The sequence below is a fragment of the Actinomycetota bacterium genome (assembly GCA_040754375.1).
Classification (GTDB): domain Bacteria; phylum Actinomycetota; class Acidimicrobiia; order Acidimicrobiales; family AC-14; genus JBFMCT01.
Genome location: JBFMCT010000011.1, coordinates 1 through 20,442 on the forward strand (window position 1 = coordinate 1; position 20,442 = coordinate 20,442).

General features: G+C 73.0%; 18 protein-coding genes. 5 read left to right on the forward strand and 13 right to left on the reverse strand.

Annotation, left to right across the window (positions count from 1 at the left end; all coding sequences use genetic code 11):
- On the reverse strand, positions 1-590 hold a 590-nt coding region (locus AB1673_06760; protein ID MEW6153674.1), incomplete at its 3' end, for a hypothetical protein.
- Complete coding sequence (locus tag AB1673_06765; GenBank protein ID MEW6153675.1) at positions 590-3,889, reverse strand: hypothetical protein; 3,300 nt, start codon at positions 3,887-3,889, stop codon at positions 590-592. The genes AB1673_06765 and AB1673_06760, both read right to left, overlap by 1 nt.
- 342 nt (positions 3,890-4,231) lie before the next feature.
- Here AB1673_06765 and AB1673_06770 point away from each other — a divergent pair, with 342 nt between their 5' ends.
- Complete coding sequence (locus AB1673_06770) at positions 4,232-5,038, forward strand: hypothetical protein (protein MEW6153676.1); 807 nt, start codon at positions 4,232-4,234, stop codon at positions 5,036-5,038.
- A gap of 58 nt (positions 5,039-5,096) precedes the next feature.
- Positions 5,097-5,945, forward strand: a complete 849-nt coding sequence (locus tag AB1673_06775; protein ID MEW6153677.1) for a chromosome partitioning protein ParB — start codon at positions 5,097-5,099, stop codon at positions 5,943-5,945.
- Positions 5,946-5,972: 27 nt separating this feature from the next.
- Here the strand turns inward: AB1673_06775 and ugpC are convergent, their stop codons facing one another.
- The 6 genes from ugpC to AB1673_06805 all read right to left on the reverse strand — a co-directional run bounded on the left by ugpC (position 5,973) and on the right by AB1673_06805 (position 13,332).
- Positions 5,973-7,142, reverse strand: a complete 1,170-nt coding sequence (gene ugpC / locus AB1673_06780) for a sn-glycerol-3-phosphate ABC transporter ATP-binding protein UgpC (GenBank protein MEW6153678.1) — start codon at positions 7,140-7,142, stop codon at positions 5,973-5,975.
- A gap of 19 nt (positions 7,143-7,161) precedes the next feature.
- On the reverse strand, positions 7,162-7,992 hold the full coding sequence (locus AB1673_06785) for a carbohydrate ABC transporter permease (GenBank protein MEW6153679.1): 831 nt from the start codon (positions 7,990-7,992) through the stop codon (positions 7,162-7,164).
- The gene (locus AB1673_06790; protein MEW6153680.1) at positions 7,989-8,828 is read right to left on the reverse strand and encodes a sugar ABC transporter permease; all 840 of its coding nucleotides are present in this window, start codon (positions 8,826-8,828) and stop codon (positions 7,989-7,991) included. Before AB1673_06790 ends, AB1673_06785 begins: the two co-directional genes overlap by 4 nt.
- A gap of 142 nt (positions 8,829-8,970) precedes the next feature.
- Positions 8,971-10,188, reverse strand: coding sequence for an ABC transporter substrate-binding protein (locus AB1673_06795; GenBank protein MEW6153681.1), 1,218 nt, complete (start codon positions 10,186-10,188; stop codon positions 8,971-8,973).
- Positions 10,189-10,461: 273 nt separating this feature from the next.
- The gene (locus tag AB1673_06800; protein ID MEW6153682.1) at positions 10,462-11,046 is read right to left on the reverse strand and encodes a hypothetical protein; all 585 of its coding nucleotides are present in this window, start codon (positions 11,044-11,046) and stop codon (positions 10,462-10,464) included.
- A gap of 183 nt (positions 11,047-11,229) precedes the next feature.
- Positions 11,230-13,332 (reverse strand): ATP-dependent DNA helicase, encoded by a 2,103-nt coding sequence (locus tag AB1673_06805; GenBank protein MEW6153683.1) that lies wholly within the window; start codon positions 13,330-13,332, stop codon positions 11,230-11,232.
- A 98-nt stretch (positions 13,333-13,430) separates the two neighbouring features.
- Between AB1673_06805 and AB1673_06810 the strand changes: the two genes are divergently transcribed.
- Complete coding sequence (locus AB1673_06810; protein MEW6153684.1) at positions 13,431-13,700, forward strand: hypothetical protein; 270 nt, start codon at positions 13,431-13,433, stop codon at positions 13,698-13,700.
- Positions 13,701-13,720: 20 nt separating this feature from the next.
- Here the strand turns inward: AB1673_06810 and AB1673_06815 are convergent, their stop codons facing one another.
- On the reverse strand, positions 13,721-13,918 hold the full coding sequence (locus AB1673_06815; GenBank protein MEW6153685.1) for a hypothetical protein: 198 nt from the start codon (positions 13,916-13,918) through the stop codon (positions 13,721-13,723).
- A gap of 54 nt (positions 13,919-13,972) precedes the next feature.
- The gene (locus tag AB1673_06820; protein ID MEW6153686.1) at positions 13,973-14,137 is read right to left on the reverse strand and encodes a hypothetical protein; all 165 of its coding nucleotides are present in this window, start codon (positions 14,135-14,137) and stop codon (positions 13,973-13,975) included.
- Positions 14,138-14,227: 90 nt separating this feature from the next.
- On the opposite strand from AB1673_06820, the gene AB1673_06825 reads away from it, so the two are divergent.
- Together AB1673_06825 and AB1673_06830 are read left to right on the forward strand one after the other, a co-directional pair.
- On the forward strand, positions 14,228-14,956 hold the full coding sequence (locus tag AB1673_06825) for a class I SAM-dependent methyltransferase (GenBank protein ID MEW6153687.1): 729 nt from the start codon (positions 14,228-14,230) through the stop codon (positions 14,954-14,956).
- Between the two features lie 90 nt (positions 14,957-15,046).
- Positions 15,047-16,645, forward strand: a complete 1,599-nt coding sequence (locus AB1673_06830) for a sialidase family protein (protein ID MEW6153688.1) — start codon at positions 15,047-15,049, stop codon at positions 16,643-16,645.
- A 32-nt stretch (positions 16,646-16,677) separates the two neighbouring features.
- Here the strand turns inward: AB1673_06830 and AB1673_06835 are convergent, their stop codons facing one another.
- The 3 genes from AB1673_06835 to AB1673_06845 are packed head-to-tail and all read right to left on the reverse strand — an operon-like array spanning position 16,678 to position 20,371.
- Positions 16,678-17,850 carry an MSMEG_0565 family glycosyltransferase gene (locus tag AB1673_06835; protein MEW6153689.1) on the reverse strand — a complete coding sequence of 391 codons (1,173 nt, stop codon included), beginning with the start codon at positions 17,848-17,850 and terminating at the stop codon, positions 16,678-16,680.
- The gene (locus AB1673_06840) at positions 17,847-19,394 is read right to left on the reverse strand and encodes a protein FdrA (GenBank protein ID MEW6153690.1); all 1,548 of its coding nucleotides are present in this window, start codon (positions 19,392-19,394) and stop codon (positions 17,847-17,849) included. The genes AB1673_06835 and AB1673_06840 overlap by 4 nt, the downstream gene beginning before the upstream one ends.
- Entirely contained in the window at positions 19,391-20,371 is a 981-nt protein-coding gene (locus AB1673_06845; GenBank protein MEW6153691.1) for a carbamate kinase, read from the reverse strand. Before AB1673_06845 ends, AB1673_06840 begins: the two co-directional genes overlap by 4 nt.
- Positions 20,372-20,442: the final 71 nt, after the last annotated feature.

A 20,442-nucleotide genomic window follows, 5' to 3' on the forward strand; every position in this document is an offset into this window, starting at 1 on the left:
ACCGGGGTCAGGGCCACGGTGGCCCCCCCGCCGGCGCCCCCGCCGGCCGTGCCCGTGGCCACCGAGGCGCCGCCCGTGGCGCTGGCCGTGCCCGGGCCGGGGGTGACGTTGACCGCCGCCCCGCCGCCCGCGGCCACCGGGCCCGAGGTGCCCCCGCCCCCGCCGCCGCCCCCGCTGGCGGCCACGTTGGTGGAGTTCTGGGCCGCCCCCGTGGGGCCGGACTGGCTCTGGGCGCTCGAGCTGGCGCCCGAGTTGGACCGCGACGTGGCGTTGCCCGCCGAGGTCGAGGCCCCGGTGTCGCCCGTGGTGTGGCTGTCGGCCGGCGTGTTGCCGGTGAGCTGGGGCGTCGGGGCCGGCTCGGAGGCGGGCACGGTCGTGACCACCGGCGGGGCCTCCAGCAGGGCGGGGCCGACCTCGGCCCCCGGGGTGGTGCCGTCGGGTGCCGGGGGCACCAGGGCCGTGGTGTCGCCCGTGGCCTCTTGGCCCACGGCCGGCCCGGCGCCCAGGAACGCCAGGATCGTCGCCAGGAAGGCGCCCACCATCCCCGGCTTGCGGTTCATGCCCATCCCGTCACCCTTGCTTGCGTTCATCAGATCTCGTCCTCTTCGCTCGGCACTGCACTTGTAACTGGCGTACTGCTGGCGACTGCGGTCCCTGCTCGGTGCCATGGCCCCGGAGGGCCGTTCGCACCGGGTGGGCCGGGTGGTCCGGCCCGGGGTGGGCTGCTTCCGGGTGGTGTGACCGCCTCCCCGGCATGAGAAGAACGGCCCACATTAGGCCCGGCGTGGGCGCGATAGCCGGAATGGTCCGTCGGGCAAGCCGCGGGCGGCTGGTCGCCGGCGGAAGCGGCGGCTGCCCGGACGGTCAGGAGGTCGACGTCGACGGGCAACACGGTCGCCACGACGGTGCGGCGGCGGCGCGGGGAGGCGATGGCCAACAGGCCCAGGGCCGCCTGTACGGACGCCCCCGACGAGGTGGGCGAGCCGGTACTGCCGGTGGCCCCCGAGGGGCCAGAGGCCGACACCGGGGCGGAGGCGGCCGTGGAGCTGGCGTTGCCCGTGTCGCCCGAGTTGGTGGCCGACGACTGGGCGTCCGAGGCACCTGAGGCACCCGAGCTCGACAGCGGGGAGGCGTCGACGGACGAACCGCCGCCGTCGCCCGCGCCGGCCGCGGTGGTGGCCACGGCCGGGCCCCCGGAGGCCGACTGGTCAGTAGCCGCACCGGTGGCCGTCACGTTGACGGCCGTCCCTCCGGGGCCGGCGAGCGCCACGGCCGCCCCGCCGTCGGCGCCCGCCCCCCCGAAGCTGGCCGCGCCCGTCAGGTTCAGCGCGGTACCCGTCCCCCCCGAGGCCGAGCCGGCGATCGCCTCGGCCCCCGAGTTGGCCGCGGAACCGGCCGAGGCCGACGACGAGGCGTCCCCCGTCGGGCCGCTGTCACCCGAGGACGACGTGGTCGCCTCTCCGGCGGTTGCGACCGCCGTGCCCAAGATGGCGTGGTTGGTGGCGGTGGCCGACGTCGAGGCGTCGCCCGTGTCCCCGGTCGGCCCGGAGGCTCCGCTCGCGGCCCGGGGGTCGGCGCCCGCCGCGGACGTGGCGTGGCCGGTGTCGCCCGTGTTCGTGGCCGAGGACTGGGCGGTGGCATCGCCCGAAGCCCCGCTGACCGCCTCGGGAGTGATCGTGGTGGACGAGGGGCCGCCGTGACCACCGCCGGCCGACGTGGTCGCGACCGACGGCCCGCCGGTGGCCGACGAGGTGGCACCGGCGCCCGCGGCGACGACGTTGAGGGCCGGCCCTCCCGGCCCCGAGGCGGCGACGGCCAGCGCCCCGCCCGGGCCGCCGTCGCCCGCCCCGGCGAAGACGTCCGCCGCGTTGAGTGCGTCACCCGACGCACCCGAGCCGGCCGTCCCGACGGCCGCCGCGCCCGTGTTGGCCGAAGAGGCCGCGTCCCCGGTGGCCGTGGCGTCACCGGTGGCACCGCTGTCGCCGCTGTCGCCCGAGGTGGCATCGCCGCCGGCGGCGACGGCCGAGCCCAGCAGGGCGGTGTTGGTGGCGGTGGCCGTGGAGGTGGCCTCGCCCGTCCTGCCCGTGGGGCCGCTGTCGCCCGAGGTCGCCACCGGGCTGGACACGGCCGACGAAGTGGCGTTGCCCGTGGCCCCGGTGTTGGTGGCCGAGGTCTGTGACGTGGCCGCACCGGTGGAGCCGGACGTGGCCGCCATGGTGATGTCGGCCTCGGCCCGGCCCCCGCCCCCGCCGACGGCCGACGAGGTGGCCACCGAGGGACCACCGGTGGCCGACGACGGGCCGCCGCCGACGTTGACGGCCGCCCCGCCGGGACCGGCGATGGCGACCGACGTCCCGCCCGCCCCACCGTTGCCGCCGATGACCGTGGCCACGACCGTGTTGGAAGCGTTGCCGGAGGCACCCGAGGTGGCGTCGGCCGACGACGATGCGCCCGTGTTGGCCGACGAGGTGGCGTTGCCCACGGCAGTGGCGTCGCCGGTGGGACCGCTGTCGCCCGAGGAGCCGCTGGTGGCGTCGCCGGACGTGGCGACGGCGCTGCCCAGCAGGCCCGCGCCTTGGGCTGAGGGAGAGGAGAGTGCGGGCGAGGTAGCGCCCGTGCTGCCCGAGCTGCCGCTGAGGGCGCTGGGGCTGGAGCCGGCCACCGAAGTGGCACCGCCGGTTGCACCGCTGTTGGAAGCACCGGCCGACGAACCGCTGTGGCCGGTGGGCCCGGAAAGGGAGGACTGGGTCGCCAGGAGCGAGGAGCCGCCGCCGGGACCACCCGAGGCCGAGCTGTTGGAACTGGAGTTGCCGCCCGAGAGTGAGGAGAAGGTGTTGGACATCTGGTTGCCGTGGGCAGCACCCGGGTTGTTGCCGGTGCTGCCGGAGGTGCCTGCTCGTCCTTCCCCGTTGATGGCGATGCCGTTGGAGGCGAGCACGAGATCGGTCGCCGCGGGCGCCGCCGGGCGGGCCCGGTCAGCGGCCGCCGCGGCCACGGCCCCGGCGCTGACCGCCGAAGCGCCGCTGCCGCACGAGGACCGCTTCGAGGTGCCGGCGGCCACGCAGGTGGCGGCCGAACCGAGGGCGATGGCTAGCCCGCTGGTGGCCCCCCCGCTGACGGGTGCCGGAGCGGCGGGCGCCGGAGCGCAGCCGGTGGCGCCGGGGAGGACGGCGGCCAAGCCGGAGAACCCTCGGCAGCCGGGGGCCGAACGAGTGAAGGTGAGGTCGCTGCGAAGAGCGCCCTTGTTGGTGTCGCTGGCTGTCTCCTCGGCCCGGGCCGCAGCCAGGATGCCCCGGGCGTAGTCGGTCTCGGCCGGCCCCGCGACCGGCGACCCCGGTACGCCCCCGGCACCAGACTGGGCGGCGGCGCCCGCCGGGGCGGCGGAGGTGTTGGACGGCGAGGAGGGCGGGCCATCGCCGAGCGGGGAGGCGTTGACCGAGTTGCTGGTCGAGGTCGAGACGTTCGAAGACGATGGCGAGCCGGTGCCAGCCGACGAGCTCTGGATGACGACCTGGGACGAACCTCCCTCGCCACCGGCGGTGGGAGCTGCCGACCGGATCTCGATCACCGTCTGGCCCCGGGCGACCACCACGGTCGTCACCGTCGAGGCCGTGGGCGCGCCGGCGACGGTCGTCGGCGGTGAGGCCACGGTCGTGGGCGGGACCTCGGGCGGAGCGGCCAGCACGGGGGCGTCGGGGACCGGAGCGGGGGCGTCGGGCCCGGCCACCGGTGCCTCGACGGTGGGCGTGCCGTCACCCGAGGAGCGGACCTCCTCGGCTGACGACGTCCCTGACCACATCAGGACGACCATGGTGGCGGCGGCCGCGAGCGCGAGAGCGGCACGCCTCAGCGTCCGCACCTCCCCGCAGGCCTCGCCCGTCGTCCCCATACCTATTTGTCCCCTTAGTCCCCGGTAGGCGCGGCGCGCCCCTCGGACAGGCGGAGGTTTACCACCGGGCCCTCCCCCCGGCAAGCATCCCGGCCCCGGCCCGACCCCGCCTTCAACCCGACCCTCGACCACTCCTGACCTGGGAATTCGTAGCGTGTTGGAGATCACGGGCCAAGTCTCCGGGCGTCGGTCGAGACCCCACTTTCCTCACCGACGGCCCGGCCCTGACGGCCCTCGTTCCAACAGAAGCGGCAAAGGCTGGCCAGACTTTCCAACACTGTCGGAGAGGAGTTCCAACAAGGAAGGGGCGGGCGCAGGGCAGACGCGCAACTAGTCTTTGCCATGGACGATGACGAGGTGGTCGATGCGTTCATCGCAACCGGGGCGGGAGCGGTCTTCGGGCCGACGCTCCACGTCGAGCAAGGCGCCCTAAAGCTGGAGGGCTGGTGGGCCCTGGCCTACCGGGTCTCCCCCGTGGCCATCCTCGTCCGTGACGAACACCCACCCTCGGGCCCCGGGGCAACTGACCGCCTGACCGCGGCTCTCACGGCCCGAGGCCTCAGCCGGGTCGGGTCCGACCTGCCGGCCATGACCACCGTCGTCTACACCAACTTGGACCTGGCGGGGATCTCGTGGGCCCTGTGGTCCACCGACCGCGAGACCGGGGAGGCCGCCCTCAACGCCCGGGCCACCGAGGAGAGCTTCTTCTCCCTGGCCGATGGTGGGGCGTCAGGCGACGGCGGGGCGTCGGGCGCCGGGTTCTCGATCACCCACGGCGTCAACGCCTCGTCCCGGGGGGCCCGCCGCCTGGCCGGAGAGGCCAGCCGCACCGTGCTGGCCGTGGGCGTGACCGCCGAGCTGGCGGCGGCCTTGGGGCCCGGGCTGGAGGACTGCCGCGTCCACCTCGTCGACCTCGAGGGCCTGGAGCCGCAAGGGTGTTGGGAGCTACTGCCCACCCTGGTCCTGGTCGACGCCACTGGGACCGCGGGGCGAGCGCTGGTGGCCGGGCTCAGGGCCAGCGCGGTGGCCGCCGTCCCGGTGGTGGCCATCACGTCGGCGGGCCGTGACATCGCGGGAGCCGATGCCACTGTCGATGCCGGGGCCCTGCCGGCGGAGGCCGTCGAGACCGTCGCCGCCCTCCTGGTCTGAGCACCGCGTCTGACGTGAGGCGTCGGCCACCGACCGCCGGCGGTGCTAGCAAGGAACGGTGAGCACGGGCTTTCCCGATGCCGACGCCCGCGACGACTTCAACCGCGTGCAGCGCCAGGGCCGGCTCGACCGCATGCGCGACCGGGCCCGGCGCCGCCCACCCGAGGCCGGTGACATGCTCGTGTTCGAGGACGTGACCCGGGCACTGGGCCGAGTCGGCCAGCGGGACCTCGGGCACCAGACGGTCGACATCACGACCATCGTCGGCACCGTCGATCGGGCCAAAGGGTTCGACCGCCAGTTCCGCCCGACCAACCTTCACACCCGCCAGCGATGGGAACGCCTGGCGGCCGCCTCCCGCCGGGGCGTGGCCTTGCCGGCGGTCGACCTCTACCGGGTGGGGCTACTGCACTTCGTTCGCGACGGCCACCACCGCGTCTCGGTGGCGCGCGCCCTGGGCCAGAACACGATCGACGCAGTCGTCACCGAGGTCCTCACCGCCGAGGCGCCTCCGGCCCAGGCGTCGCCCGCCGACCTTCCCCTGATCGACCACCGGCGGGTGTTCCGGGAGCGGGTGCCGTTGCCCCCCACCGCCCTCGCCCGTATCGAGTTGCACGACGGGTGGGACTACGCGCTGCTGGCCGAGGGCGTCGAGGCGTGGGGCTACCGCCGCAGCCTCGAAGACGGCGGGTTGGTGGGGCGGACCGAGTTGGCCCGGCGCTGGTTCGAAGAGGAGTACGAACCCGTGGTCACCACGCTCCGGGCCGCCGGCCTCGTGGGCCGCCGCACCGAGACCGAGGCCTACCTGCGCCTGGGTGCGGAACGCTTCCGCCTCCTGCGTACCCACGCCTGGACCGACGAGGTGATCGAGCGCCTACGCCGGCTCCCCCCCGGAAGTCGCCGCTGACCCCCGGCGCCGGCGTCGCCGCTCGGCTCATCCAGCCGCCGCGCCCGTGAGGTTGTCACCCGAGGAGGGGTCGAACAGGTGCAGCCGGGCCGGGTCGAACCACAGGACCGACTCCCGGCCCGCCCTGATGTCGCTGGCCGCGTCGAGGCGGGCCACCACCATCGAGCCCGACCCGGGTGACTCCACCGTCTCCAGCTCCCGGGCCAGGTCGGCCAGCTCGCTCGACCGTTGCTGCTGGGCCACCGGGAAGTAGGCGTACTGCTCGGCCCCCAGCCACTCCATGACCTCGACCTTGGTGGTGAACGACGGTACGCCGTCGGGCTGGTCGCCCAGAGCGGCGTCGTGGAAGTCCTCGGGACGGATGCCGGCGATCAAGGAGCGGTCCCCGCCCAGCCGGTCGCGCCACTCCCCGGGCGCCGGGAACGAGACCATCGGGAGCCTCACCTCTCCCCCGGCCACCTCGGCGGGCAGGAAGTTCATGGCCGGCGAGCCGATGAAGCCGGCCACGAACAGGTTCACCGGGTGCTGGTAGAGCTCGCGGGGTGAGGCCACCTGCTGCACCACCCCCTTGCGCAGCACGGCCACCCGGTCGCCCAGGGTCATGGCCTCGGTCTGGTCATGGGTCACGTAGACGGTGGTCGTCTTGAGCCGGCCCTGGAGGCGGGCGATCTCCGTCCGCATCTGCACCCTCAACTTGGCATCGAGGTTGGAGAGGGGCTCGTCGAGCAAGAAGGCAGCCGGTTCCCGGACGATGGCCCGCCCCATGGCCACCCGCTGGCGCTGGCCCCCGGACAGGTTGGCAGGCTTGCGGTCGAGGTGGTCTACCAGCTCCAACACCTGAGCGGCGTCCTCCACCCGGCGCCTGATCTCATCTTCGGGCACCTTGGCCAACCTCAACGGGAAGGCCATGTTCTCTCTCACCGTCAAGTGGGGGTAGAGGGCGTAGTTCTGGAAGACCATGGCCAGGTTTCGGGCCCGGGGTGGCAGGTCGTTGACCACCCGGTCGCCGATGCGGATCTCGCCGTCGGAGATGTCCTCGAGGCCGACGATCATGCGCAGCAGGGTCGACTTGCCGCACCCCGAGGGGCCTACCAGGATCACGAACTCCCCATCGGCGATCTCGAGGTTGACGTCGCTCACCGCCTCGGTGCCGTCGGGGTAGCGCTTGGTGGCGTGCTCGATGGTGATGGGGGCCACAGCCGGCGCCCCTCCTTTCTCAGCCCTTGACCGCGCCGGCGGTCAGGCCGGCCACGATGCGGCGCTGGAAGACCAGCACCATGACGACGATGGGTATGGTGACGACCACGGCCGCGGCCGCGATCGAGCCCGTGGGCTGCTCGAACTGGGAGTCGCCCGTGAAGAAGGCCAAGGCCGCGGGGACCGTGCGCGACGTGTCCGTCGAGGTCAGTGAGATGGCGAACAGGAAGTCGTTCCAGGCGAAGAAGAAGACCAAGATGGCGGCCGTGAACACACCCGGGGCGGCCAGGGGCACGATCACCTTGCGGAAGGCCTCGAAGGGGGTGGCCCCGTCGACCTGGGCGGCTTGCTCGAGCTCCCAGGGGATCTCCCGGAAGAAGGCCGACAGCGTCCAGATGGCCAGCGGCAGCGTGAAGGTCATGTAGGGGATGACCAGGCCGGCCCACGTGTCGTAGAGGCCCAGGGACCGCCACATGTCGAACAGCGGGCCGATGATCGAGATGGGCGGGAACATGGCGATGGCCAGCGCCCCGGTGAGCACCGCCTTCTTGCCCGGGAAGCGCAGGCGGGCGATGGCGTAAGCCGCCAGGGTGGCCAGGGCCACGGCCAGCAGGGTGGCGATCAGCGCCACCCCGATGGAGTTGCGCAGGGGCCGGGTGAACTCGCCGGCTTGGAGGATCGACCGGTAGTTGTCGAAGGTGACCGACCGGGGGATGAACCGGCCGTCGGTCAGGGCGTCGCCCTTCTTGAGCGAGAGCGAGGCGATCCACGCCACCGGCGCCAGCGCGTAGGCGACGATGATCACGGTGCCGATCGTCCAGAAAGCCTTGTCCCGCTGCTCGCGCGTCACTTGTCCCCTCTCACCTGGCCGAGGTCGGCTCTGAACCCCTTGACGAACAGGAAGGCGATGGCGATCACCGCCAGGAACAGCAGCACCGACACCGCCGAACCCACGCCCAGGTTCACCCGGTTGATGAGCTGGTTGAAGCCGAGCATCGAGACGGTCTCGGTGTCGTTGGCCCCCCGGGTCTGGATGAACACGGTGTCGAAGATGCGGAAGGCGTCGAGCGTGCGGAACAGCAGGGCCACCAGCACGGCCCCCTTCATGGTCGGCAGCGTCACCTTGTAGAACCGCTGCCAGGCCGACGCCCCGTCCACCTTGGCCGCCTCCTGAAGCTCCTCGGGCACGATGGCCAGCCCGGCCAGCAGGAGAAGCGACATGAACGGGGTGGTCTTCCACACCTCGGTCAGGGTGATGACGAGGAACGACGTCCCCCGCTCGGTCAGCCACGCCCGGTCGGTGTTCAGCCAGGTGTTGACGAACCCGAGGTCGGGGGTGAAGGCGTACTGCCAGGCGAAGGCGGCGACCACGGTGATGATCCCGTAGGGGATGAGGATCGAGGTGCGTACCGTCCGGCGCCCGAAGATGGCCCGGTGCATGAACAGGGCCAGTCCCATGCCCACCACCAGCTCGAGGCTGACGGTGACGACCGTGATGATCACCGTGGTCAGCAGGTCCTGCCACCACAGCTCCGAGCTGAGGACGGTGACGTAGTTGCGTAGCCCCACGAACCCCCGGGCGTCGGGCACCCGCAGGTCGTAGCGCTGCATCGACAGCCACACCGAGTAGGCCAGCGGGTAGGCCGTGACGGCCAGCATCACCGCCACCGCCGGAGCGCACAGCATCCACCCCAGCTTGCGTTCCTCGCGGGCCCGCTCGGTGACGACCACGGGCGCGGTCACGCCCCTCCACCCCCCGACCGGTGTGCCGAGCGCTCCAGACCCGGCGCGTTCGGCACACCGGTTCGTCGGCGGGCAGGCCGGCCCGTCACAGGAGGGCCTCGCCCTTGACGGCCCGGTCGACCAGGTCTCGCAGGGCGCGGGCGGTGCGTTCGGGGTCGACGCTGCGAGGCGGGTGGAGCGTGCGCTGGACGGCCAGGGACACGTCGTTGTAGGCAGCGGCCACGGGCCGGGGGGCGGCGTCACGCAGCGACTCGCGGATCATGTCGCCGAACGGGTAGGCCTCACGCATCTCGGGCCGGTCGTAGGCGGCGTCGAGGGTGGGGGGCAGCCCGCCCTTGACCGCCGCGTTCACCTGGTGTTGCTCGCTGATCAGGCACTCCACGGCGTCGAAGGCCAGGTCGGACTTGCGGGAGAACGCCCCCACCCCCAGGTTGATGCCCCCCAGCGGGGGCCGGCTGGGCTGGCCGGCCACCACCGCCGGGTAACGGGCCCAGCCCATGTTGGCGAACACCTCGGGGGCGTCGCGCTGGGCGCTGGGGTAGACGAACGGGTAGTTCACCATGAACGTGGCCCGCCCCGCCTGGAACGCCAGCCGGGTGGTGTCCTCGGTGCTGGTCGACAACGACGGGTCGGCAGCCGGGGACCGGGCCAGCTTGGAGATCACACCCAGGGCCGTCGAGGTGGGGCCCTGTTCGAGCGAGACAGGCGGCACGGGGCCCGTGCCCTCACCCAGCACTGTGCCACCGGCCGATTCCAGCAAGGCGTTGAACCACACGGTGTAGCCCTCGTAGCGGTTGCCCTGGACGGCGACGTAGTTGGGCTCCCCCGTCTGGCGGCCCAGGGACACGGCCGTGTCGATCATCTCGTCCCACGTCCGGGGGGGCGTGCTCACCCGGTCGGTGCGGTACCAGAGCAGTTGGGTGTTGCTGGTCGAAGGGGCGGCGTAGAGACGGCCCTTGTAGGTCCCCGTCTGCAGCGGGCCGGCCAGCACGCCCCGGGAGATCTCCGCCGCCCGGTCGGCGGGGAAAGGCTGGATCCACCCCGCCTCCGCGAACTCGCCGGTCCAGATCACGTCCATGCCCACGATGTCGACCGAACGGTCCTTGGCCGCCAGCCGCCGCACCAGTTGCTCGCGCTGGGTGTCGGCGCTGGTGGGCAGGGCCTGGATGCGGATCTCGTAGCGGCCGCCCGACCGCCGTGAGCAGTCGGCCGCGGCCTCGTCGTAGGCCCCGCTGGGCTCCTTGAACACGTACCAGTTGACGACGTTGGCCCCCCCGCCCTCGCCCCGCCCGCACGCGGCCAAGGTGGCGGCCAGTACCAGGGCAGCTCCGAGGACACGGCCTCTCTTGGCGGCGTGGCCCCACCTGGGGCGGCGCGTAGCCCTCGTCCGCCCCCTCCGACACCACTGCGCGATCGCTATGCCCGTGGCGCACTCCTTCCGACCAGGACTGCTACCCGCCAGAACGCTACCTCTACACCCCTTGAAAAGCACGGGCCATCCGGACGCGGCCGGAGGCCGGGCACCCGACCGGGGCCCGGCCTCCGTAACACCCGCCTCGGAGAGCGCGTTGGCGCCCTACTTGCGCACAGCCGCGGCCGACGGGGCCCGGCGGGACTGGCGCACGAAGGCGATGAAGCCGGCCGCGAACAGGCCGAGGCCGAGGACGCCCAGGCCCACCGTCAGGGCGATGATGCCGGCCGAACTGCCTTCACTGCCCACCGTGGCCACCGGCGCGGAGGCCGGGGTCACCACCGACTGGCCGTTGGGCCCGAGGATCTGGTAGCTGGCCCGGGCCGGGGTGCCGTAGGTGTCGACCCCCTGGGCGTCGCGCTGGGTGGCTACCAGCACGTAGTAGCCGGGCTGGCCGTCGGGCACGGTGAACGTGGCCGAGATGTTGCCCACCCGGTCGGGCTGGACCTCGGCCAGCATGGCCCCGTCGACCCCGTTCCACCGCAGTTGCACGGGGAAGGACGAGGCCACGTCCTGGGCGTTGACCCGGAACGACGAGCCCGTGACGGTCACCGTGTCACCCGGCTTGCCGGCCGCGCTCGACAGGTTGAGGGTCGCCAGGTTGGTGCACGCGAACACGGCCGCTCCCGTCAGGACGGTCGCGGTGGCAGCGGCGCCGAAGGCGACGGCTACTTTCTTCCTAAGGTTCACTACTACCACCTCTCTTTCGTACGCACAGCTCTAATGACGCGCCGACCACCAGTCGGGTACGAACGAGGCCCAGGGAGGCCCCAGCCCGACGGCGTCCCGGCACCCTCCAGTATGCCAATACGGCGCTCGGTGCACAATACTGGCAGTCGGCATATACTGCCGGTGCCAGTATCGGATGGCGTCCTATATCTCCCCGGCTGCCAGTTGGGCGAGGTAGGCCCGGACTTCGGCGCCGTCGATCGAGCGACGCATGGGGGGCAGTGACCGGAGCAGGGCCGCCTTGTAGCGCGCCTTGGCCAACCGGCGGTCGAGCACCGCCACGACACCTCGGTCGGTGGCCGTGCGCACCAGCCTTCCGGCTCCTTGGGCCAACAAGGTGGCGGCTAGAGGGAGGTCGACGGCCTCGAACGGCACCCGTTGCTCGTTCTGGGCGGCTTGGCGGCGGGCCTCGAGAAGGGGGTCCCGGGGGGATGGGAACGGGAGGCGGTCGATGACCACCAGGGTCAGCGACCGGCCGGGTACGTCCATGCCCTGCCAGTAGCCCATCGTGGCCAGCAGGCAGGATGTCTCGTCGTCTCGGAACCGTTCAATCAGCCCCGGGCTGGGTGGCCCGTCCTGCACATGCACAGCCCACGGGAACCTGTCCTTGAAGCTCTCGCTGGCCAGGCGCAGCATGCGGTGGCTGGTGAACAGACCGAGCGTCCGCCCGCCGGCCGCCTCCATCAATGAGGCCAGCTCGTCGAGGGCGGCGGCGTCGAAAGACCTGGGCATCTGGCGGGGATCGGGCAGGTGCACGGGGCAGTAGAGCAAGGCGTTGGCCCGGTAGTCGAACGGGCTCCCCAACCGCAGCCCCACCACCGCCCGGCCCCCCTCCCCCGGCCCGCCGCCACCGCCGTCGAGCTCGCCGTCGGGGTCGTCGGCCCCACGGTCGCCGGGGCCGTCAGGGTCATCGGGGCCCTCGCCGCTCTCGTCCCCGCCTACGCGTTCGCCGGCCAGGAGGGCGGGGCGTAGGCCGAGGCGATGGGCGACGGGGTCGACATCGCCCCCGACGCTCAGGGTGGCACTGGTGAGGATGGCGGTCCGGCGCCGGTACACGCGCTGGGCCAGCACCGGGCCGACGTCGACGGGGGCCACGGTAAGGACGGGTTCGGGCCCCTCGGGGACGTAGACGACGTCACCGGCTTGGGGGGCACGAGCCCGGCGTAGGTCCTCCAGCAGGCTGGAGGCCGCCTGCAGGCACCGGTCCCTCCGCCCGTCCCGCCGCCCCCCGGCGCCCGGCTCCCCGCCCCCGCCCGACGGGCCGCCCCCGCCCGAGCCCGAGCCCGCGCCCGACGGTAGCTTGCGCAGGAGCGAGGTCACCGCCGAGAGCACCTCGTCGGCCGCGGCCAGGGCCCCGGCGACCGACGGCTCAGTCACGTCGAGGCGCTGGCCGGTCGCGGGAGCCAGCGCCGCAGCCACGCTGTCGCCCACCCGTTCGAGGCGGGCCGGTTCCTCCGAACCCGCCACCATCAGGCCCCGGAGCTGGCCGGCCAGCCAGGCGAAGCGGCGGCGTCCGAGTTCGAGGCCGAACGTCCGGCTGGCCACGTTCTCCAGTTCGTGGGCCTCGTCGAACACGACGGCGTCGTGATCACCGAGAAGAGCCCCGCCGATGGCCGTGTCCAGGCAGTAGAGGTCGATGTTGGTGACGACGAGCTGGGCCTCACGCGCCCGGGCCAGGGCCTTCTCGGCCAGGCACTCCTCCCCGCGGTCGCAGGACGCCGCCCCCGGGCACTCGCGGGGGCCCACCGTCACGAGGCCCATGAGGCCGGGGCCCACCTCGACGGGCGCGGCCCCCATGTCGCCCGCCCCCGGGGTGAGGGCCCAGTCGGCCAGTTGGTCGAGGACGGGCCGGCGGCGGTCGGCGATGAGCTGGCCCTGGTCGCCACCGGTGGCCTCGGCCAGCTTGGCCAGGCACAGGTAGTTCGACCGTCCCTTGAGCACGGCCGCGTCCACCCCGCCCAGGGCGGCGGCCACCACCGGGATGTCCTTGTTGATGAGCTGGTCCTGCAGGGGCTTGCGGGCGGTGGCGACCACCACCCGCCGGCCCGACAGGACGGCCGCCACCAGGTAGGCCAGCGACTTGCCCACACCGGTGCCCGCCTCCACGGCCAGGTGGTGGCCGGCGGCCAGGGCCTCGGCCACGGCCCGGCACATCTCGGCCTGCTCGGGCCGTTCCTCGCCGCCGGGCAGGCCGGCCACGAGGGCAGCCAGTGCCGCCACCGCCTCGCCACCTGGGCCCTTGTTCACCCACCCAGCATCGCCCACGGCCGCCGCCGGGACCGGTACCCGACCCACGAGCGGCCCACCTGGCACGATCTGTGGGTGCCGGCCGTGGACAACCGCCTGTGAACCTGCCGTCGGGAAGGAGCGCCGAGGTGGCCCGGGCTCTCGGCGTGGTGCTGCTCGTCCCCGTCTCGCTGTTCTACCTGGCCAGTGGGCTCGTCGTGCCGATGCCGTGGCTGGTCGCCGTATGGGCCTTGGGAGTGGCGGCCGTGGCCTACGCCATTGTCAACCGCCGCCACCGGTGGCGGGTGGCGGCCACCCCCGTGGTCTCCTTCGCCCTGTGGGTGGTCGTGCTCTCCCTGGGCGACGCCCTCCTGGGGTGGACGGCCTGACCCGCGGGCCCAGCCCGGAGTCAGCCGTCGCCGCCCTCGCCGCCCCCTCCGCCCGATCCCCCGCCCGAGCCGGCCTGGGTCAGCAGGGCGAACAGGCCCCCCGCCAGGGTGGCCAGCAGCGTGGTGAACGACTCGGGCGCGTCACGGCCCTCATAGGCCATGATGGCCCACGTGATCCCGCCCACGACGAAGTAGATCGCCAGCGCGGAGACGATCACCAGGTAGAGCCACGGGGGTAGACGGGGGTTCTGTCCTCCGGCCAAGGTCCCGCCTCAACCGATCGCCGGGACGGAGCCGCTCTCGGGACCGTCGGACAACGGCGGGGCGGGCCGCACCTCCTCGACGAGCTTTTCCTTGTCGACCTCGCCCTCGATGTTCAGCTCGGCGATGACACCGTCCTCACCGAGGCTCACCGTGACCCGCGTCCCCTTGTCCACGTCGAACGGTCTACGCCGTGGCGGCCCGCCTGTCGAGCGCGGCGCCGGACGCCCGCCCGGGCCGGTCGCGCCGGGTGCCATGCTGGCGGGGTGGACGACGGGGTGCTCGACGAGCAGCAAGCGTTCTACCGGGCCAGGGCACCGCACTACGACGACTGGTGGCTGGGCCGGGGCAACTACCAGCGCGGCGAAGACCGGGCCCGGCGGTGGCACGAGCAGGTCGTGACCATAGAGCGGGCGCTGGCCGAGTTCGGGCCCCGGGGCGACGTGCTCGAGCTGGCGGGCGGCACGGGCTGGTGGACACTCCAACTGGCCCGCACCGCCGGCACGCTGACCGTCGTCGATTCGTCCCCCGAGGCCCTCGAGCTCAACCGCCGGCGCGTCTCCGCGGCCGAGGGGGCGACGACCACCACCGAGGTCGACTACGTGGTGGCCGACTTGTTCTCCTGGGAACCGGCCCGGCAGTTCGACGTCGTCTTCTTCTCGTTCTGGCTGTCCCACGTTCCCCGCGCCCGGTTCGCCGACTTCTGGGCCCTCGTGCGGCGCAGCCTGCGCCCCGGTGGCCGGGCCTTCCTGGTCGACAACCGCCACCAACCCACGCCGGGCGTCTCCGGCGGCGACCCCTACGTGGTCGAGTACCTGCCCGACCTCCACCGCCGCCGGCTGGAGGACGGCCGCGAGTTCCACGTGGTCAAGGTCACCTACGGGCCCGACGAGCTCGCCGCCCTGCTCCAGGCGGACGGCTGGCAGCCCTCCATAGACGCCACTGAGTGGTTCCTGTACGGCTGGGCCCAGCCCGCCGACCCGGGAGTGCAGTAGAGGGCTGCGAGCACGGTCCGTGGTGCTCCGCTAGGTTGGCCTCGGCTGGGCTTTGCGGGAAACCTGGTTCGAGGAAGGCGGGGGACGAGAATGAAGAACGCTGTTCGGGGCGCGACCGGAGCAGTCACACTGCTGGCGTTGCTGTTCGTGAACACATCCGCGGGCGCACAGACGGGGGACCGTACGCCCGCGCCCACGGGGGCCGTCCAGGTCACCGCCAACCCACTGCCCGTACGCGCCCATTCCTCGCCCCAGATCGCCATGAACCCCCGCACCGGCGAGCTCGTGGTCGTCGAGGCCGACGTGCGCACCGACCGCGCCTGTCGCGTCCACCTGTCGCTCGACCACGGTAGGACCTGGCGACCCGGCGGCAACCCGATGTCGTCGCCGTTCGACGATTGCAGCTTCTATGCCGAGTACGGGCCGTACGCGACGGCCGCTTTCGGCCGCGACGGGACGCTGTACATCGCGTTCGTGGCCAGCGAGCTCCTCGCCCGGAGCCGCAACGACGTCCCCCGCCACGTGTTCCTGGCCCGCTCCACCGACAGTGGGCGTACGTTCCAGACGACCCGGGTCTTCGACGCCCCGGACGGCGACCAGAACCGGGGCCTCAACAAGGGCCCCATGGTGGCCGTCGACCCCCGCGACCCGGCCAAGGTGTACGTGGGCTGGCGCCAGGGCGTCTTCACGGCCACCACCACCGAGAAGCTCAAGACCAACATCGCAGCCTCACACGACGGTGGGCGCACGTTCCGCCCACCCGTGGAGATATCCGGCACCCCCGGCGGTGACTACCCCGCCATCGCGGTCGACGGCCGCGGCACGGTGCACGCCGTCTACTGGGCGCGCACGTTCGGCGTCCCCCCGACGCCGTCGGGCCAGCAGGCACCCCTGCGGCCGATCATGTACTCCCGCTCGACCGACGGAGGCGCCACCTTCACGCCGGCCACCGAGATCGACCCCGGCAACCAGTCCGCGTCGCGACCGGCGATGCTGGCCGCCGACCCGTCCTCGGGCAACCTCTACCTCGTCTGGCATGGCCACGCCGAGCCCAACAACACCGGCCCGCAGTTCGACGGCGACCTCGAGATCTTCGTCCGGACGTCGACCGACGGCGGCGACACCTGGGGAGAACGCGTCCTCGTCAACGACGACACCGTGAACGCCAACCAGTACGAGCCGGGGGTCTCCGTAGCCCCCAGCGGGCGGGTCGACATCGCCTGGTACGACTTCCGGCACAGCCCGACACCGCCGCTGGTGAGCCCCGGCCACAACGGCGACAAGGGGACGTCGGACGTCTATTACAGCTACTCCACCGACGGCGGCCGGACCTTCGCCCCCAACGTCCGGGTCACCGATCGCAGCATCGACCGCTCGGTGGGCGTGTGGGGCAACGACATCAACAGCAAGTTCAACATCGGCATCGCGTCGTCGGACCAGGCCGTTCACCTGGCATGGCAGGACAGCCGCAACGCCGTCGGCGAGACCCACTCCGAAGACGTCTACGCGGCCGCCGTATGGCTGGACGGCGCCCAGGCCGTGACGACCGGCGCAACGGCGGGTACGCCCGGCTGGCTCCTGCTGGCGGCCGGCCTCGCCTTGGGCCTGGGGGCGGCTGCCGTCGGCGCCTGGGCCCTCGCCCGCCGGGCCGTGGCCACACCAGGCAGGGGCTCGCCGGTGGCCACCTAGGATGACCCGAGTCGGCTCGCCCCGACAGGCCGTCATCTCCGCCGGTGGCCGGCGGGGTGGGATGTGACGGAGCCGTAGATCTCGAGGTGGCGGCGGGCGGTGGCCTCCCAGGTGAAGCGGGAGGCCACGCGGTGGCCGGCTCGGACGAGGCGGTGGCGTAGCTGGGCGTCGGTGGCGACGGCCCGCATGGCTCGGGCCAGGGCGCTCGGGTCGGCCGGGGGGACCAGCAGGGCGTCCTTCCCGTCGGTCAGGTACTCCCGGAAGACCGCTATGTCGGTGGCCACGACGGGCAGGCCCGCGCTCAATGCTTCGAGCACGACCAGGCCCCATCCCTCGTTCAGCGAGGGGAACACGAAAGCGTCGGCCACGCCGTACCAGTCGCCCAGCTCGTCGTCGTCCACGGTGCCCAGGAGCACCACGTCTCGGCCGAGCTCGAGGCCGAGGGGCCCGAGGCTGGCGAGGGCCGCCTCGCGGTAGGCCCGGTAGTCCTGGAAGGAGTGCCCGCCGACGATGGCCAGGACCGGCCTCGGGTCGAGGGCGTCGAGGGCGGCCAGGGCGGCCAGCAGGTGGGCACTGCCCTTGCGGGGCTCGATGCCGCCCACGGTGAGGAACACGAACCGGCCGTCGCCCGCCCCGATCCGGTGGCGCAGGGCGGCCCGTCGACCGGCAGGGACGGGCGGGAACGGCCGGCCGTCGGCCCCGTTGTAGACGACCTCGGCGTCCACGCCGTAGCCGTCGCGCAGGAGCGTGCGCCAGTGCTCGCTCACCACCAAGGCCCGGTCGGGCTCGAGGATGGCCTGGTGCTGGCAGTCGATCAGCGCCTGGGTGGTGAAGTCGTCGACGTGATGGACGGTACGCACCACCGGCACCCCGGCACCGCCGTCGCGTACCCGGGCGGCGGCCCGCGCCGAGATGCAGTCCTGGGCGTGGAAGAGGTCGAAGTCGTCGGCGACGACCGAGAGGCCGGCAGCCAGGGAGGCCACCGACGCGAAGACCCGTTCCTCCAGGCTGGCCCCCTCGGCGGGCGGGCCCACGATCTTGACCGGGACAGCGACGGGCCTGAAGAACCCCGCACTGTCGCCCAGGGCGAGGACGGTCACGTCGGCCCCCAGGCGGTGGAGGGCCTCAGCCAGCCACAGGGTGTGGGCCACACCGCCGCGGGGCTTCACCGAGTACGTGACGAGGCCGATCCGCGGCCCGGTCACAATGCAGCGGTGACGAGCTGAGGCTGGCGGGTGGCGATGGCGGCCGCGGCCAAGGAGGCCCGGGCGGCGGTGGGCGTGACCGTGCAGCCCGCCTCGGTAAGTTGGGCCCGCTGGCGCTCGAAGCCCTGAGGGTCGCCGTCGGTCCCCAGCACGTAGGCCACCACGCTCGGCCCGCCGCCGGCCATGATCTCCGCGCACGCAGGGGCCAGTTCGCCCGCCGGGTCGGGGTGGGACCCGTACCCCAGCACGACGTCGATCAGGACCACGGCCACCTCCTCGTCCTGGCCCGCCTCCCTGATGAGCTCGAGGCGGGCCGCGGGGTCGATCATGGGATGGGGGCGGCCCTTGGTGTACTCCTCCTCGCCCAGGTCGAGACAGACGTGGCTGCCGGTTGGCGCGGGCACCCGGTAGGCCTTGTCCAGCGGTGTGTTGGACCAAACCGGGCCGATGTACCGCGACAGGACCGCCAGCGACTCGTAGCAGAGCGTCCCGCCCGAGAACAGGCCCCGCACGAGGGACCGGCCCGGGCCGAGGCGGGCGGCGGACCTCTCGACCGCCTCAGCCAGACCGGAGATCAGGTCGGGCACGTCGATGCCCAACAGGGTCAGGGCCCGCACCACCCCCTCCTCCAGCGTGCCTACGACGGCGACGCCCTCGGGTTGCCCGAACGCCGGTCCCAAACCGATGAGCGAGGCCACCAGCGGCGTGCCCCCGGCCAGGGCCACGACGTCGCGGGCGACGTGCTCGGAGGGCGGCTTCGACACCAGGAGGATGGCATCGGTGCCCGGGTCCTTGGCCATGGCCGACACGGCCAGCTTGGCCATGCGCCCGCCCACGGCATCGGTGAGGTCGCGGCCGCCGAGCCCGACTACCGAGGACACCCCCGCGCCCCAGCGGTCCAGCAGGCTCATGGCCTCCTGGGCGCCGGTGCCCGCGGCCGCGACCACACCGACCCGGCCCGGCTTGACCACGTTGGCAAAGCCCAGCCCTACGCCCCCGAGCAAGGCGGTGCCCGCCCCGGGGCCCATCACCAACAGTCCCAGGTCGGTGGCCCGGTCCTTGAGCGCCACCTCGTCGGCCACCGGCACGTTGTCGCTGAACAGCAGCACGTGGAGGCCGGCAGAGAGGGCCTTGTGGGCTTCGAGGGCGGCGTAGTCTCCGGGAACGGACACCACGGCGACGTTCGTCGCGGCCTGGGCGGCCAGCGCCTCGCCGAGGGTACGGGGCCGGCGCTCGGCTTCCCGGTCGTGCTCCGCACCCCGGGGCTCGGCGAACAGCCTTTCCTCGGCGGCCGCCACGGCCGCGCCGGCACTGTCATCGTCGGTCGCCTCGACGGCCACGAACAGATCGTCGGCCGAGACGCCGTCGAGGCCACCGGGCGAGAAGCCCCGCTCGACCAGGGTGGCGACGTTGGCCGGGGTGCCCATGGCCGCGGCCGCCCAGTCGACCCCCTCGACGTCGAGCATGGCCCGGGTGCCGGCCATCTGGAGCACGGAGTCGAGGTAGGTGCCCCCGAAGACCTTGACCAACCGGCTGGCCGTCATGTCGACGCCACCAGCGGCTTGACCCGGACGATGTGGGTACCGCGCGGCCCCTCGATGTCCGAGACCGTTCCTTGGAGCGAGGCGTACACCAGTTGGGGGGTGGTGATGACGGCTTCCTCACCGCCCCGGCGCAGGAACCGCACGGCGGCCCGGACCTTGGGGGCCATGCTGCCCTCGGGGAACTCGCCCCTCTCCAGCCACTGCTCGGCCTCGTCCACCGCCATCTCGTGGATGGCCCTCTGGTCGGGCTGGCCGTAGTGGAGCAGCACCGTCTCCACCCCCGTGACCAGCACCAGCGCCTCGGCGGCCAGGGAGGTGGCCAGGCGCTGGGCCGCGTAGTCCTTGTCGATCACGGCGTCGATGCCGCCGTAGCCGTCGTGGTAGCGCACCACCGGCACCCCTCCCCCGCCGGCCGCCACCACCACCTGGCCCTGGTTGAGCAGGGCTCGGATGGCGTCGGTCTCGAGGATGGCGACGGGCTCGGGCGAGGGGACTACGCGCCGGTAACCACGGTCGGCGTCCTTGTTGACCACCCATCCCCGTTCGGCGGCCATCGTCTCGGCCTGCTCCTTGGTCAGGAAGGGGCCGATGAACTTCGTCGGGTTCTCGAAGGCCGGGTCGTCGGGGTTCACGGCCACGTGGGTGACGATGGCTACCGCCCCCCGCATCCACGACGCGTCGGCCACCCGGCGAAGTGCCAGGCAGATGAGGCTGCCCAGCTGGCCTTCGGTCATGGCCCCCAGAGAGAACAGGGGCTGGGCCGGCACCAGCTTCTGGCCCTCCTCCTGCTGGATGGCGAGGTTGCCGACCTGGGGGCCGTTGCCGTGGACGAGGACCACGCGCCACCCGCTGCGCATGAGCGAGGACACGGCCTTGGCCATGGCCGTGGCGTTGGCCTCCAGCTCCTGGTGCGTTCCCTGCTGGCTCTCCCGGGTGAGGGCGTTGCCGCCCAGCGCCACCACGGCCGTCTTCGGCATCGGCCCTCCTCTGATGGACGAGAGCGGGTGTAGAGGATGAGAAATTGTCGTCCATTATAGTGTAGGGTAGG